General features: G+C 73.4%; 13 protein-coding genes. 8 read left to right on the forward strand and 5 right to left on the reverse strand.

What is annotated here, in order from left to right:
- The first annotated feature begins 7 nt into the window (after positions 1-7).
- Complete coding sequence (locus ACZ6ZR_RS27555) at positions 8-592, forward strand: TetR/AcrR family transcriptional regulator (protein ID WP_465646720.1); 585 nt, start codon at positions 8-10, stop codon at positions 590-592.
- Positions 593-620: 28 nt separating this feature from the next.
- On the opposite strand, the gene ACZ6ZR_RS27560 is transcribed toward ACZ6ZR_RS27555, so the two are convergent.
- Positions 621-1,556 (reverse strand): LysR family transcriptional regulator, encoded by a 936-nt coding sequence (locus ACZ6ZR_RS27560; RefSeq protein ID WP_465646722.1) that lies wholly within the window; start codon positions 1,554-1,556, stop codon positions 621-623.
- A 134-nt stretch (positions 1,557-1,690) separates the two neighbouring features.
- Here ACZ6ZR_RS27560 and ACZ6ZR_RS27565 point away from each other — a divergent pair, with 134 nt between their 5' ends.
- Entirely contained in the window at positions 1,691-2,911 is a 1,221-nt protein-coding gene (locus tag ACZ6ZR_RS27565) for an MFS transporter (protein WP_465646724.1), read from the forward strand.
- Between the two features lie 61 nt (positions 2,912-2,972).
- On the forward strand, positions 2,973-4,067 hold the full coding sequence (locus ACZ6ZR_RS27570) for a vWA domain-containing protein (protein ID WP_465646726.1): 1,095 nt from the start codon (positions 2,973-2,975) through the stop codon (positions 4,065-4,067).
- Between the two features lie 89 nt (positions 4,068-4,156).
- On the opposite strand, the gene ACZ6ZR_RS27575 is transcribed toward ACZ6ZR_RS27570, so the two are convergent.
- From ACZ6ZR_RS27575 to ACZ6ZR_RS27590, 4 genes are all read right to left on the reverse strand, one after another.
- Positions 4,157-4,852, reverse strand: a complete 696-nt coding sequence (locus ACZ6ZR_RS27575; RefSeq protein WP_465646728.1) for an HAD family hydrolase — start codon at positions 4,850-4,852, stop codon at positions 4,157-4,159.
- Between the two features lie 67 nt (positions 4,853-4,919).
- Positions 4,920-6,182 (reverse strand): chymotrypsin family serine protease, encoded by a 1,263-nt coding sequence (locus tag ACZ6ZR_RS27580; RefSeq protein ID WP_465646730.1) that lies wholly within the window; start codon positions 6,180-6,182, stop codon positions 4,920-4,922.
- Positions 6,183-6,453: 271 nt separating this feature from the next.
- Positions 6,454-7,617: a sensor histidine kinase gene (locus ACZ6ZR_RS27585; RefSeq protein ID WP_465646732.1), complete on the reverse strand. Its 1,164-nt coding sequence runs from the start codon at positions 7,615-7,617 to the stop codon at positions 6,454-6,456.
- Complete coding sequence (locus tag ACZ6ZR_RS27590; RefSeq protein ID WP_465646733.1) at positions 7,614-8,297, reverse strand: response regulator transcription factor; 684 nt, start codon at positions 8,295-8,297, stop codon at positions 7,614-7,616. The genes ACZ6ZR_RS27585 and ACZ6ZR_RS27590 overlap by 4 nt, the downstream gene beginning before the upstream one ends.
- A 157-nt stretch (positions 8,298-8,454) precedes the next feature.
- Here ACZ6ZR_RS27590 and ACZ6ZR_RS27595 point away from each other — a divergent pair, with 157 nt between their 5' ends.
- The 5 genes from ACZ6ZR_RS27595 (at position 8,455) to ACZ6ZR_RS27615 (ending at position 13,522) form a co-directional block, all read left to right on the forward strand.
- Positions 8,455-9,036 carry a M15 family metallopeptidase gene (locus tag ACZ6ZR_RS27595; RefSeq protein WP_465646735.1) on the forward strand — a complete coding sequence of 194 codons (582 nt, stop codon included), beginning with the start codon at positions 8,455-8,457 and terminating at the stop codon, positions 9,034-9,036.
- Entirely contained in the window at positions 9,033-10,031 is a 999-nt protein-coding gene (locus tag ACZ6ZR_RS27600) for an endonuclease/exonuclease/phosphatase family protein (RefSeq protein WP_465646737.1), read from the forward strand. The genes ACZ6ZR_RS27595 and ACZ6ZR_RS27600 overlap by 4 nt, the downstream gene beginning before the upstream one ends.
- A 236-nt stretch (positions 10,032-10,267) precedes the next feature.
- Positions 10,268-11,374, forward strand: a complete 1,107-nt coding sequence (locus tag ACZ6ZR_RS27605) for a sugar ABC transporter substrate-binding protein (protein ID WP_465646739.1) — start codon at positions 10,268-10,270, stop codon at positions 11,372-11,374.
- 13 nt (positions 11,375-11,387) lie between these two features.
- A complete protein-coding gene (locus ACZ6ZR_RS27610; RefSeq protein ID WP_465646741.1) occupies positions 11,388-12,167 on the forward strand; it encodes an ATP-binding cassette domain-containing protein in 780 nt (259 codons plus the stop codon).
- An 86-nt stretch (positions 12,168-12,253) separates the two neighbouring features.
- Positions 12,254-13,522, forward strand: coding sequence for a sugar ABC transporter permease (locus tag ACZ6ZR_RS27615; protein ID WP_465646809.1), 1,269 nt, complete (start codon positions 12,254-12,256; stop codon positions 13,520-13,522).
- Positions 13,523-13,531 lie beyond the last annotated feature (9 nt).

The raw sequence follows: 13,531 nt of genomic DNA on the forward strand, positions 1-13,531 counted from the left end.
ACCACCCGTGCCGAGCCAGTCAGCCCAGCCCAGCCCCCTGCGGGCCGACGCCCGCCGTAACCGGGAGCGCATCCTCGAGGCCGCTGTCCGCGCCTTCGCCGAGCAGGGCCCGGACGTGCCGCTCGACGCCATCGCCAAGGCCGCCGGCGTCGGCTCGGCGACCCTCTACCGCCACTTCCCCCGGCGGGAGGAGCTGGTCGAGGCGGCCTACCGCAACGAGCTGGCCCGGGTCTGCGACAGCGCCGCCGAACTGCTGGCCGAGTTCCCGCCGGACCGGGCACTGCGGATGTGGATGGACGGGTTCATCGAGTACCTGACGGCCAAGCAGGGCATGGCGGACGCGCTGCGCGCTGCCGTCGCCTCGGGCGCCGACCCCTTCGCCGAGACCCTGGAGCGGCTCGGGGGCGCGATCGACTCGCTGCTGCGGGCCGGGGCCGAGGCGGGCCTGCTGCGCTCGGACGTCGAGGCCTTCGACGTCGGCCTCGGCCTCACCGGCGTCGCGCAGGTTACCGCCGCACCCGGCCAGCGCGAGCGGGCGGGCCGGCTGCTCGACCTGATCCTGGACGGCCTGCGCTACGGGGCCGGGCGGTAGGGGGCCGTCCGCGTGGGCTGACGGCGCGTCAGTGCTTCGGGGTCCACGAGGGGGTCCAGGTGCCCGGGGCGTCGTGGCCGGGGGCGGTGGCGGCGAGGTGGGCACGCAGGGTCGCGAGGGCCGGGTGGGCGTTGTCGCGGTGCCAGAGGAAGGAGTGCGGGTAGACCGGCGTCGGGTCGGTGACCGGGATGCGGCGCAGGTCGTGCCCGGCGGGCCAGATCAGCCGGGTGTGCCCGCCCATGAAGGTGGCCAGGGCCGGGGTGTCGGCGATGGTGTCCAGCAGGACGTCGGAGCCGAAGTTGGGGCCGGTCGACTCGATGGTGAGGCCGAACTCGGCGGTCAGCTCCGCGTAGTAGGCCGCCCACTCGCTGCCGGGCAGCAGGCCGGGCATCCAGATCCGGTGCGCGGCCAGCTCGGCGAGCGTCACCGACCTGGCGCGCGCGAGCGCGTGGCCCGGGCCGGTGAGCAGGTACAGCGGCTCGTCGAGCACCCGGACGGAGCGGATCTCCTCGGGCAGCGGACGGCCCGGCGCGCCGACCGCGCGGAAGGACCCGTCGACCGCCCCCGAGCGGACCGCGCCCACCGCCTCCTCGATGTCGAGCAGCATCAGCACGTCCAACTCGGTCTCCGGGTGCGCCTCGTGGAAGCCGCGCATCAGGCCGGAGCCCGCGCCGCGCGAGTTCAGCACGTCGACGCGCAGCGCCCGGTGGCCGGTGCGGACGGAGGCCAGGGCGCGCTCGGCGGCCCGCAGCAGCTCGCGGGCGTGCGGGAGGAAGGCCCTCCCGTCGATGGTCAGCTCCGCGCCGCGCGGGGTGCGGGTGAACAGCCGCACCCCGAGGCTGCGCTCCAGCGCGGCGATCCGCTTGGAGACGGCCTGCTGGGTGAGCGTCAGCTCGTCGGCGGCCTCCTGGAACCGGCCGGAGTCGGCGGCGGCCACGAAGGTCCTGACGGTGTCGAGATCCATGGTCGGACACTGTACGGGAACAACTGTTGGTTGTGGCTGGTCGCCATATCGGTTGTTTGACCCCCGAGGATCGCGAGAGGTCTGATGCCGGAGGTCGCCCGTCGGTTGTGCGGGCCGAGGCGCGGGGTGGGCTGATGGGTCGTCGGTTCGGTTGGTTCCAGGGCGCGTACGGCGTCAGCGCGCTCGGCACCTGGCTGGCCTTCGGCGCGTTCCCGATGATCGCGGTCCGGGTGCTGCACGCCGGGCCGGCCGAGGTCGCGCTGCTCTCCTCGGCGGCCGTCCTGACCGGAGCCGCGGCGGCGCTGCCGCTCGGGGCCTGGGCGGAGCACCGGCGCAGGCGGCCGGTCATGGTGGCCGCCGACCTGGTGCGCTGCGCCGCGCTGCTCACCGTCCCCGCCGGGTACGCGCTCGGCCTGCTCACCCTGCCCTGGCTGCTGGCCGTCGCCGCGCTGCTGGCGGCGGCCGAGGTCACCTTCCGCGCGGCCTCCGGCGCCTACCTGCGCGAACTGCTCCCGGCCGGGGAGCTGCTGGCGGCGAACTCCCGGCTGGAGGCGACCGCCTGGACGGCCACGGCGGTCGGCCCGCCGCTCGGCGGAGCCCTGGTCGGCCTGCTGGGCCCGGTCGCGACCGTGGCGGCCGACGCCGTCAGCTACCTGTTCTCGGCGCTGGGTCTGACGGTGTCGGGCCGTGCGGAGCCAGGACCGACGGCTGCGGGCCCTACAGCGTCCGGTAGTTCGGACCTGCTCGACGGCTGGCGGCTTATCCTCGCCGACCCGGTGCTGCGGCCCCTGCTGCTCCACACCGCCCTCTTCAACGGCCTGGTCACCGCGACCGAACCATTGCTCGCCGTCCTGATGCTCGGCCAGCTCGGCTTCGCCCCCTGGCAGTACGGCCTCGCCTTCGCCCTGCCCTCCCTCGGCGGCCTGCTCGGCGCCCGCCTGGCCCGCCCGCTGGCCGCCCGCTTCGGGGAACGCCGGGTGCTGCTCGCCGCCGGCGGGCTGCGCGCGCTCTGGCCGCTCGGCCTGGTCCTGGTCGGCCCGGGCTCCGGCGGTCTGCTGACGGTCATGGTGGTGGAGGGCGGGCTGATCGTCTGCTGCGCCGTCTTCAACCCGCTGCACGCCACCTGGCGGCTGCGCCGGACCGCGCCCGGCCACACCGTCCGGGTGCTCTCCGCCTGGACGGTGACCACCCGCGCCGCCACCGCGCTCCTGACGGCCGTCTGGGGCGTGCTCGGCAGCTTGCTGGGCGCCCGGACGGCGCTCGGGCTGGCCGGCGCGCTGGTCCTGGCCACACCCCTGCTGCTTCCGCCGGGCCGTTTCTGTCAGTGGTGGGCCATAAAGTGGAACCAACGCTGAAGGGAGCGCCGGAAAGGCGCCCGAGTCGCGTTTCCACTGTTCTGGCAATTGGGGGATCCGTATGTCCGTCAACAGGATCAAGCACAAGGTCAACCACGTCTCCCTGGTGGTCGACAAGTCGGGTTCGATGCGCCAGCACGAGGCCCAACTGGTGCGTGTGGTGGACGAGTTCGTGAAGGGCCTGCAGGAGGAGTCGGACCGTCTCGGGCACGAGACGCGCATCAGCCTCTACGCATTCGACCACGAGGTGCACAATCTCGTCTGGGACATGGACGTCAAGCACCTGCCCTCCCTCAAGGGCCTTTACCGGGTCGACAATGGAGCGACCGCGCTGATCGAGGCGGCGGTGAAATCCGTGGACGACCTGAAGAACATCTGGGAGGGGTACGGCGAGCACTCCTTCCTCCAGGTCGTCGTCACCGACGGCGAGGAGAACGCCTCCGGCTTCTCGGAGAGCGGCACGATGCACATCCGGCAGAAGGCCGGCACCGGCGCCGCCGTGCTGCGCTCCTGGACGGAGCGGATCCACACCGCCCTGGACGGGCTCCCCGACCACTGGACCTCCGCGATCCTGGTGCCCAACTCCCTGGCCAAGCGCACCGCCCAGGGGTACGGCTTCCCGGCGGGGAACATCGCGATCTGGGACGCCGACTCCAGCAAGGGCGTCGAGGAGGCGATCGGCACCGTCAAGTCGGCCGCCACCAGCTTCCTGCGCGGCCGCGAGCAGGGCGTGCGCGGCACCAAGAACCTCTTCGCCATGGGCCAGGACCTCAAGGCCGCCGACGTCAGCGCGAACCTGGACGCCCTCGACGCCGGCAAGTACATCCTCGTCCCGGTCGACGAGCAGCTGCCGATCCGTCAGTTCGTCACGGCCGCCGGGCACCCGTACAAGACCGGCTGCGCCTACTACGAGCTCTCCAAGCGGGAGAAGATCCAGGGCGGCAAGCAGCTCGCGGTGGCGGAGAAGGACCCGGCCACCGGCCGGATGACGGGGCGGGTCTTCTCGGGCCCCGCCGCCCGCCGCCTGCTGGGCCTGCCCGCCGCCACCGAGGCCAGCGTGAAGCCGGGCGACAACCCGAACTTCACCGTCTTCGTGCAGTCCACCTCGGTCAACCGCAAGCTGGTGGCCGGGACCAAGCTGCTGGTCATGCTGTAGTCGCGGGAGCGATCCGGCGTGGAGCGGCCCGGCCCGGGGACCGTCGTCTGCACCGCCTGGCCCCGTCCCCGTGGCGGCCTGACCCGCCGTCAGCGCTGGAGCGTGGCCACCGTGACGGCGGCGGTGAGCGAGGGGAGGTACGGGCCGGGCCAGTCGTCCTCGCGGGAGTGGGCGTCGTTGGCCGCCCAGTCGTCCGCGCGGAGCATCATCGCCGTCATGCCCTGTCCGCTCGCGCCGGTCAGCTCGCCGCCCCCGCCGTCGCCGATGTAGAGGCAGTCCGACGGGGCGGAGCCGACCGCTGCGGCGATGCGGCGGAACAGTTCGGGGTCCGGCTTGCGGCGGCCCTCCCGGCAGGAGAACACCACCGCGTCGACCAGCGGAGCCTGCGGCAAGTCCGGCCAGAGTTCGGCGAGTTCGACCGAGCAGTCGGTGAGCACGCCGATCCGGAGACCCAGGCCGCGCAGCCGCTCCAGGGTGGCGAGGGCGTCGGGGCGCAGCACGAAGAGTTCACGCTGCGCGCCGAGCCGGGCCTCGACCGCGGCGGCCAGCGCGGACTGGTCCGGCTCGACGCCGCAGCGGGCGGCCAGGGTGCGGAGCGTCTGCGGGAGGTCGCCGAGCACGCCGGTGGCCCGCTCCGGGAAGGACGCGTCGAGCGCCCGACGCCACTCGTGCGGGGGGATGCCGAGCGGGGCGGCGCTGCGGGCCGCGTGCTCGTCCCAGACCGGGCCGGGAGTGCTCGGGGTCAGGGTGCCGAAGAAGTCGAAGACCACGGCCGAGAAGCGCATGGCCGGGACCCTACACGGTCCGTCAGGGCCCGTGCCGGGGCGCGCTGTTCGGGAGTGCGGGGCCGGCTCAGGAGAGGGAGAAGCCCGTCTCGCGGACGATCGGGGTCATCGGGACGTAGAGGACCTGCCAGTAGCAGGTGGTCGGGGTGGCGGTGGAGCGGGGCGGGCAGCTGACCGAGCTGGCGGAGCCGCCGGCCACCACGACGCCGCGGGCCTCCATGTCCTGGTCCGCGCCGTAGGGGTTGGCGAGCACCGGGCCGCCGCTGTCGCCCTTGGCGACGATCGAGCGGTGGTCGCCGCCGCGTGACTCGGCCACGTCCACCGGCTTGGTGACGGAGCCGTCCGCGCCCTTCGCCTGGACGTCGACCGCCGTCACCTTGACGTCGCAGGTCCAGCCGGTCTGGGCGCCGCTGAGGCAGACCAGGTCGCCGACGTTGTTGCGGCCCGGCCCGTAGACCCGGCGGGAGCTGCCCCGGGTGTCGGACCAGGCGCCGTCGTAGACCCGGCCGGAGCCGTCGCCGTTGATGCCGACCAGGCCGACGTCGAAGCTCTCGTTGGCGGCGATCCGGTCGCCGACGTACCGGTCCGCGCCGTTGTAGTAGCGGCCCGGGCCGCAGTGCGCGGCGGTGAGCACCACCTTGGCCGAGCCCTTCCAGCCGGTGAAGGCCGTCGAGCAGAACGCCGCCTTGTCGGTGCGGACCTGGGAGCCCGCGTAGTAGGGGGAGTCGTCGCCCTGGCGGCCGCCGGAGAGCGGGACGGCGTGGCCGCCGGCGCGGACGGTGACCGGCAGGCCGGCCAGTGCGGCGGCCCGGTCGGCAGGGCTCGTCCCGGCCGTTTTGGAATCGCGGCCCGCCGCCGGATCCTGGGTGACGGTGATGCCGCTGCCGTCCTCGTTCGGCCCGGCCGAGGTCCAGGAGTCCGGGGCGGCCCGCGCGGTGAAGCGCTCGACCGCCGCCGTCATCTCGGCCCGGGAGTAGCGCCCGGTGCGGAGCTCCACGGCCAGCCCCGGCGGGGTCAGCCGGCTGACCAACTCGCGGATCCCACCCGGGACTTCACCCTTCCAGTAGATCTGGGCGCGGCCGGCCGCGGCATCGATCACGGTGCCCGCGTAGCCGCCGCTGCCGGGAAGGCCGGACTCGGCCCAGTCCTGCACCGCGTCGGTGGTCCGGTGGAGTTGACGCTGGGTCAGCGGATCGGCGGCCAGCACCAGGGACTCGCCCGGCACCCGGACGCCGCCGCCACCGCCGTCGGGCTGGTCGGCGGCCGCGCCGACGGCAGCCACCGCGGCGGCGGTCAGGCCCAGGACGAGCGCGACACGGACGGGGCGCATCCCGTACTTCCTCTCAGGGGGTGGCCCTCAGCGTAGGGGTGCGGGCGCGACCGGCCGGCCCGGAGAAGGCGGAGATCACCCGACCGGACGCACGCCTCGCTCCAGGTGGCGCGGCGGCTCCGTCCGCCGGAGACTCACGGCACGTCACCCGCCTGCCGGGGCAGGGGAGTCGACCCCGACGCCCTCGTCCGGCACCGGGCCGAGACCGTGATCCACACCCGTTCGGCCGCAGGTTTTCACCGGAGAACCGATTCTCAGGCAGTGACGTCCGTCAGCTCGAAGCGCCGGTCGCGGAGGCGGAGTCGTGCGGCGGGGTGCCGGGGAGGTCGAGGGTGACGTGCAGGCCGCCGTCGGGGCCCGGGGCGAGGTGGAGTTCGCCGTGGTGGGCGGTGGTGACGGCGCTGACGATGGTGAGGCCCAGGCCGTGGCCCCGGCGGGCGGGGTCGGTGGCGGCGGTGCGGCCGCGGCCGCGGAGGAACGGCTCGGTGAGGGTGGCGACGGTCTCCGGGGTGAGCGGGGCGCCGGTGTTGGTGACGGTCAGTCGGACGCGGTCGGGGCGCCGCGGGTGCGGGCCGGTGGTGAGCGTGACGGCGCCGCCGGTGGGGTGGTTGTGGCGCAGCGCGTTGTGCAGGAGGTTGAGCGCGGCCTGACGGAGCAGCACCGCGTTGCCGGTGGTGGGTGCCGGGTCGAGCGTGGCGGTGACGGCGACACCGTGGGCGGCGGCCTCGTCCCGGATGGTGGCCAGGGCCTCCCGCGCGGCGGTGGCCAGGTCGGTGGGGGTGAGTTCGGGCGGGGCCTGGTCGAGGTCGGCGAGTTGGAGCAGGGCCTCGCTGACCTCGATGCCGCGCTGGTTGGTGTCCTGGAGCCGGGTGACCAGCCGGCCCCAGTCCTGGCCGCCCGGGTCGGCGGCGGCGACCTGGAGCATGGTGCGGGTGATGGCCAGCGGGGTGCGCAGCTCGTGGGAGGCGTTAGCGGCGAAGCGCTGCTGGGCCTCGAAGGAGTGCTGGAGCCGTTCGAGCATCTCGTCGAAGGCGTCGGCGAGTTCGGTGAACTCGTCCCGCGGCCCGGTCAGCGCGACCCGGTGGCCGAGCGTCCCGGCCGCCGCACGGCGGGCCGCCCCGGTGAGGTCGTGGAGCGGCCGCAGCACCCGCCCGGCGATGAACCAGCCGCCGGCCAGGCCGACCGCCGTCATCAGGGCCAGGGCGTAACCACCGGCCACCAGAAGGGAGTTGAGGATCTCCTCGCGGGACGGTGCCTCCTCGCGGTAGCGCGGATTGGAGGAGGTCAACGGGTAGTTCGGCACGTACTTCATGCCGACGTAGATCACGGCCAGCGAGAGCGTCCCGGCGACCAGCGTGAAGAGCGTGTAGCTGAGCGTCAGGCGCATCCGGGCCGTCAGGCGGCGCGGGCGCGGGCGCGGGCCGGCGGCGGTCACCGCGCGCCGCCCTCGGGCTCGGGTTCGCCGAAGCGGTAGCCGACACCGGGGACGGTGTGGATGACCCAGGGCTGGCCGAGGCGCTTGCGCAGGCCGGAGATGGTGATCCGGACGGCGTTGGTGAACGGGTCGGCGTTCTCGTCCCAGGCCCGCTCCAGCAGGTCCTCGGAGCTGACCACCCCGCCCCGGGCGGCCATCAGCACCTCCAGGACGGCGAACTGCTTGCGGGGGAGCGACACGTACCGCCCGTCCCGGTAGACCTCGCGGCGGAACGGGTCCAGCCGGATCCCGGCCTGCTCCAGGACCGGCGGGGCGGCCTCGGCCGGGCGGCGGGCCAGGGCGCGCAGCCGGACGACGAGTTCGGCCAGGTCGAAGGGTTTGGTCAGGTAGTCGTCGGCACCGAGCTCGAAGCCGCCGACCTTGTCACCCAGCCGCGCGGCGGCGGTGAGCATCAGCACCCGGCAGCCCAGGCCGCGCTCCACGATGATCCGGCAGACCTCGTCCCCGTGGGTCCCGGGGATGTCCCGGTCGAGCACGACCACGTCGTACGCGTTCACGGCGAGCCGCTCCAGCGCCGCGTCGCCGTCGCCCACCACGTCGGCGGCGATCGCCTCCAACCGCAGCCCCGCCTGCACCGCTTCGGCGAGGTAGATCTCGTCCTCGACCACCAGGACCCGCACGTTCCGTTCTCCTGTCTTCCCAGCTCACGTCCAGTCTTCAGGGTCCATTGGACCTCATCGGGCGTATCGAAAACGTATCGGCCCCCGCATACGCCCCGGCAACACCGGCTCCCGTCGAATGGGTCTGGCAACGCCGACGAGGAGAACGGGAGCAGGAATGGCCAGGGAACGGACCGGCAGGAGGCGGCTGATCACGGGGGCCGTCGCGCTCGTGGTGCTGAGCACCACCGGGGTCTGGGTGGCCGGCTCGGGGACGGCCGGGCTGCGCGGGATCACGGCCATGGTCGGCGGCGGCTCGACGGGTCCGGAGGACGGGGGGATCCCCGGGGGAAGGCTGAGCCCCTTCGACACCGAGGCGCCGGCGGTCCGCAAGCTCGACCCCGCGCTGCGGGAGGCCCTCCAGCGGGCCGCCACCGAGGCGCGGGAGAAGCAGCGCATCGAGATCTCCGTCACCTCCGGCTGGCGCAGCCGGGAGTACCAGCAGGGGCTGCTGGACCGGGCGGTGGTCGAGCACGGGAGCCTGGAGCAGGCCCGACGGTTCGTCAACACGCCGGACGCCTCCACCCACGTGTCGGGCAAGGCGGTGGACGTCGGCCCGACCGACGCCGCCTACTGGATGGCCCAGTACGGCTCCCGGTACGGGCTCTGCCAGGTGTACGCCAACGAGATCTGGCACTACGAACTGCTCACCACCCCGGGCGGGACCTGCCCGGCCCAGCTCCCGGACGCCGCCGGATGAGCGGCACCGTGGCCGAGGCCCCCGCGCGGGACGCGGGAGATGCGCGGCAGGAGCGGCAGGAGCAGCAGGAGCGGGTGGAGGCCAAGGAGCTGTGGCGGCGCGGGCCGCTCCCGGCGGTGGTGGGCGTGGTGACCACGCTCGCGCTGGCGGGGCACCGGATGCTGCCGGACCCGGGGGTCGGGCTGCGGAGCCTGTGGGAGAGCGTGCTGCCGTGGAGCCTGGTGGTGGCGGTGGTCCTGCTCGGGTGGGCCACGTTCCGGCGGGCTCCGGCGGTGGCCTGCTCGGCGGGGCTGCTCGCGGTGGTGTGGGCGGTGATGTTCGTACCGCTGCTGACGGCGTCTCAGGAGGCCTCGGGCGGGCCGGGCCTGACGGTGGTCACCCACAACGTGCTGGCCGGCAACCGGGATCCGGCCGCGACCGCCCGTACCCTGCTGGCCGCCCACCCCGACCTGGTCGCGCTGGAGGAGGTGACGGAGGCGGCCTGGCCCGCGTACCGGGCGGCGCTCGGCGCCGAGCTGCCCCACCACGTCAGCACCGGCACGGTCGGCCTGTGGAGCCGGTACCCCTTCGCGCAGGCCGGACGGCTGGTCATCGACCCGGGGTGGAACCGCTCGCTGCGGGCCGAAGTCACCACCCCCACCGGGCCGTTGGCGGTCTACGTGGCCCACCTCAACTCCGTCCGCCCGCACCTCACCGGCTTCGTCACGGGCCACCGCGACGGCAACATCGCGGCCCTGGCCCAGGCGGTGGCGGCCGAGCCGGTGCCGCGGGTGGTGGTGCTGGGCGACCTCAACGCCGCGCCCGACGACCACGCCCTGGACCCGCTCACCGGCCAACTGACCCTGGCCCGAGGAGGGTTCGACTTCACCTGGCCGGCCGCCTTCCCGGTGGCCCGGATCGACCACCTGCTGACCCGCGGCCTGACGGCCGACACCTGGACCCTCCCCGCCACCGCCAGCGACCACCTGCCACTGGCGGGGAGGATCCGGATGTAGGCCGCTACGGCGCCGGACCGGAGAGGTGCTACAGGCCCGCCTCGCGGCGCCGGGCAGGGGCCGGCCAGCAGGGCAAGCAGCTGTCGTCTCATCGCGTACCCCCGTAGCGAGAAATGGTGACCGGGAGTGACGGGTGGCGGCGGACGGTGCGGGTGCCCCAGGGGTGGTTTCGCTGAGTGGCCGGGACGGGGTGACACTGGGCGGTGGGGGTGGCCCCGAAGTGAAGAGGCTCCGTCATGAGCAGTCGGCTCCGCCGCCTGGGTGCGGCATCGGCAGTGGTTACCTTGGGTCTCGGTCTCGGCCTCAGCGCCTGCGGCGAGGCCAAGCAGTCCACCGGGGGAGGAGGTTCCTCGGGGAGCGCCGGTCCGGTCAAGATCGGGTTGCTGCTGCCGGAGACCAAGACCACCCGGTACGAGCAGTTCGACCGGCCGCTGATCGAACAGAAGATCAAGGAGCTGGCCCCGCAGGCGCAGATCGACTACTACAACGCCAACGAGAACGCGACGACCCAGCAGACCCAGGTGGACACCGCCCTGACCAAGGGCGACACGGTCCTGCTGCTGGACGCGGTGGACGCCAAGGCGATCCAGTCCTCGGTGCAGAAGGCGCACGACGCGGGCGTGAAGGTGATCGCCTACGACCGGCTCGCCCAGGGCCCGGTGGACGCGTACGTCTCCTTCGACAACCGCAAGGTCGGCGAACTCCAGGGCCAGGCACTGGTCCAGGCCGTCGGCGCCAAGGCCGGTGCCGGGTCGATCGTGATGATCAACGGCTCGCCCACCGACCCGAACGCCGCCGACTTCAAGGCCGGTGCGCACAGCGCCATCGACGGCAAGCTGAAGGTCGGCAAGGAGTACGACACCCCCAACTGGGACCCGAACAACGCCAACCAGGAGGCCGCCGCGGCGATCACCGCGATCGGCGGCTCCAACGTGGTCGGCGTTTACTCGGCCAACGACGGCATGGCCGCCGGCATCGCGACCGCCCTCAAGGCGGCCGGCCTGAGCGTGCCGCTGACCGGTCAGGACGCCCAACTCGACGCCGTGCAGCGGATCCTGGCGGGCACCCAGACGATGTCGATCTACAAGCCGTTCAAGCCTGAGACCGACAAGGCCGCGCAGCTGGCCGTGGACTTCGCCCAGGGGAAGACCCCGGACGCCGCGCTGCTGCCCGTCCAGGTCACCAACGGCAGTGGCAACCAGGTGAAGGCCGACCTGATCACCCCGGTCGTGCTGACCAAGGACAACGTCAAGACCACCGTGGTCGCGGACGGCCTCTACACCGTCGACAAGATCTGCACCCCCGACTACGCCGCCGCCTGCAAGGCCGCCGGCCTCCAGTAGGGGAACGGTCGTCATGACGGGCGAGACCGTACTGGCCCTGCGCGAGGTCTCCAAGCGGTTCGGCGCCGTGCAGGCGCTGACCGGCATCGACCTCGAGGTCAGGGCGGGGGAGGTGCTGGCCCTGGTCGGGGACAACGGGGCCGGGAAGTCCACCCTGGTCAAGGCCATCGCCGGGGTGCACCAGCCGGACCGGGGGCAGATCGAGTGGCAGGGCCGCCCGGTCACCATCCACCGGCCGCAGGACGCCCAGCACCTGGGCATCGCCACCGTCTACCAGGACCTGGCGCTGTGCGACAACCTCGACGTGGTCGGCAACCTCTTCCTCGGCCGCGAGCTGCGGCACTTCACCATCCTGGACGAGGTCGCGATGGAGCAGCGCTCCCGGGCCCTGCTGGACACCCTGTCCATCCGGATCCCCAGCGTGCGGATCCCGGTCGCCTCGCTCTCCGGCGGTCAGCGCCAAGTGGTCGCCATCGCAAGGGCGTTGATCGGCTCGCCGAAGGTGGTGCTGCTGGACGAGCCGACCGCCGCGCTCGGCGTCGAGCAGACCGCCCAGGTGCTGGACCTGGTCGAGCGGCTGCGCGAGCAGGGGCTGGGCGTGGTGCTGATCAGCCACAACATGGCGGACGTGATGGCGGTCGCGGACACCGTCGCGGTGCTTCGGCTGGGCCGCAACAACGGTGTCTTCGACCGCCGTTCGACCAGCCGGGAAGAGATCATCTCGGCCATCACCGGCGCCACCGACAACGCGGTGACCCGCCGGCAGGCCCGTGGTACGGAGGGCTCGCCATGACCGAGCAGACTCCCAGTGGTGGCGGCGGCAGCAGCGGTGGCGGCGAGCGTGGTGGCCGCGAGCGCCACCCGCTGCCCGAGGACCGGATGTCCAAGGGCGGGGTCAACGCCCCCGTCCCGGTCGCACCGAACGCCACCCCCGCGATCGACCCCCGGCTGATCGTCCGTCAGGAGGGCCTGCGGGGCTACCTGGGCGAGTTCCGGCGACGGCTGCACAGCGGCGAGCTGGGCTCGCTGCCGGTGGTGCTGGCGCTGGTGGTGATCTGGGCCGTCTTCGGCAGCCTGGACAGCAGCTTCCTGTCCGCCCAGAACCTCTCCAACCTCTCGCAGCAGATCGTCGGCACCGGCATGATCGCGATCGGCGTGGTCTTCGTGCTGCTGCTGGGCGAGATCGACCTCTCGGTCGGCTCGGTCAGCGGCCTGTGCGCCGCGATCTTCGCCGTCCTGAACGTCACCCACGGCGTCAACGCCTGGGTGGCGATGCTGGTCGCCATCGCCGGCGGCACCGTGGTCGGCGTGGTCCAGGGCCTGTTCTTCGCCAAGGTCGGGGTCCCCGCCTTCGTGGTCACCCTGGCCGGAAACCTCGGCTGGAACGGCGCCATGCTGCAGATCCTCGGTGCCAACGGCACCGTCAACCTCTCCGGGAAGGACATCGTCTCCCGGCTCTACAGCACCATCTACGGCCAGCAGGCTGCCGCCTACGGAGCGGCGGCCGTCGCCGTGGTGCTCTTCCTGGCCGCCTCGCTGCTGGAGGCCCGCCGCCGTCGCAGCGCGGGCGTGCCGTCCCGGCCGGCGGTGGACATCGCGCTGCGCACCGCCGTGCTGGCGGTGGTCGCCTTCCTCGCCGCCTACACCCTCAACCAGTACAAGGGCCTGCCGCTGGCGCTGCTGGTCTTCCTGGTCTTCATCGTGGTGCTGGACTTCGTGCTGCGCCGCACCTCCTACGGCCGCCAGGTGTTCGCCCTGGGCGGCAACATCGAGGGCGCCCGGCGGGCCGGCATCAACGTGGCCTGGATCCGGATCAGCGTGTTCGCCATCTGTTCGACCATGGCGGCGGTCGGCGGCCTCTTCCTGGCCGCGCAGATCCAGTCGGCCAGTCAGACCTCGGGCGGCGGCAACCTGCTGATGAACGCCATCGCGGCGGCCGTCATCGGCGGCACCAGCCTGTTCGGCGGGCGCGGCTCGACCTGGTCGGCGCTGCTCGGCGCCCTGGTGATCGGCTCCATCCAGTCCGGGATGAACATCCAGGGCCTGAGCAACGCCATCCAGTTCATGATCACCGGCGCGGTGCTGCTCGCCGCCGTGGTGGTCGACTCGCTGGCCCGCCGCACCCAACGGGCGGCCGGCCGCGCCTGAGGGGCGGGG

It is taken from the genome of Kitasatospora sp. NPDC088742 (assembly GCF_055584905.1).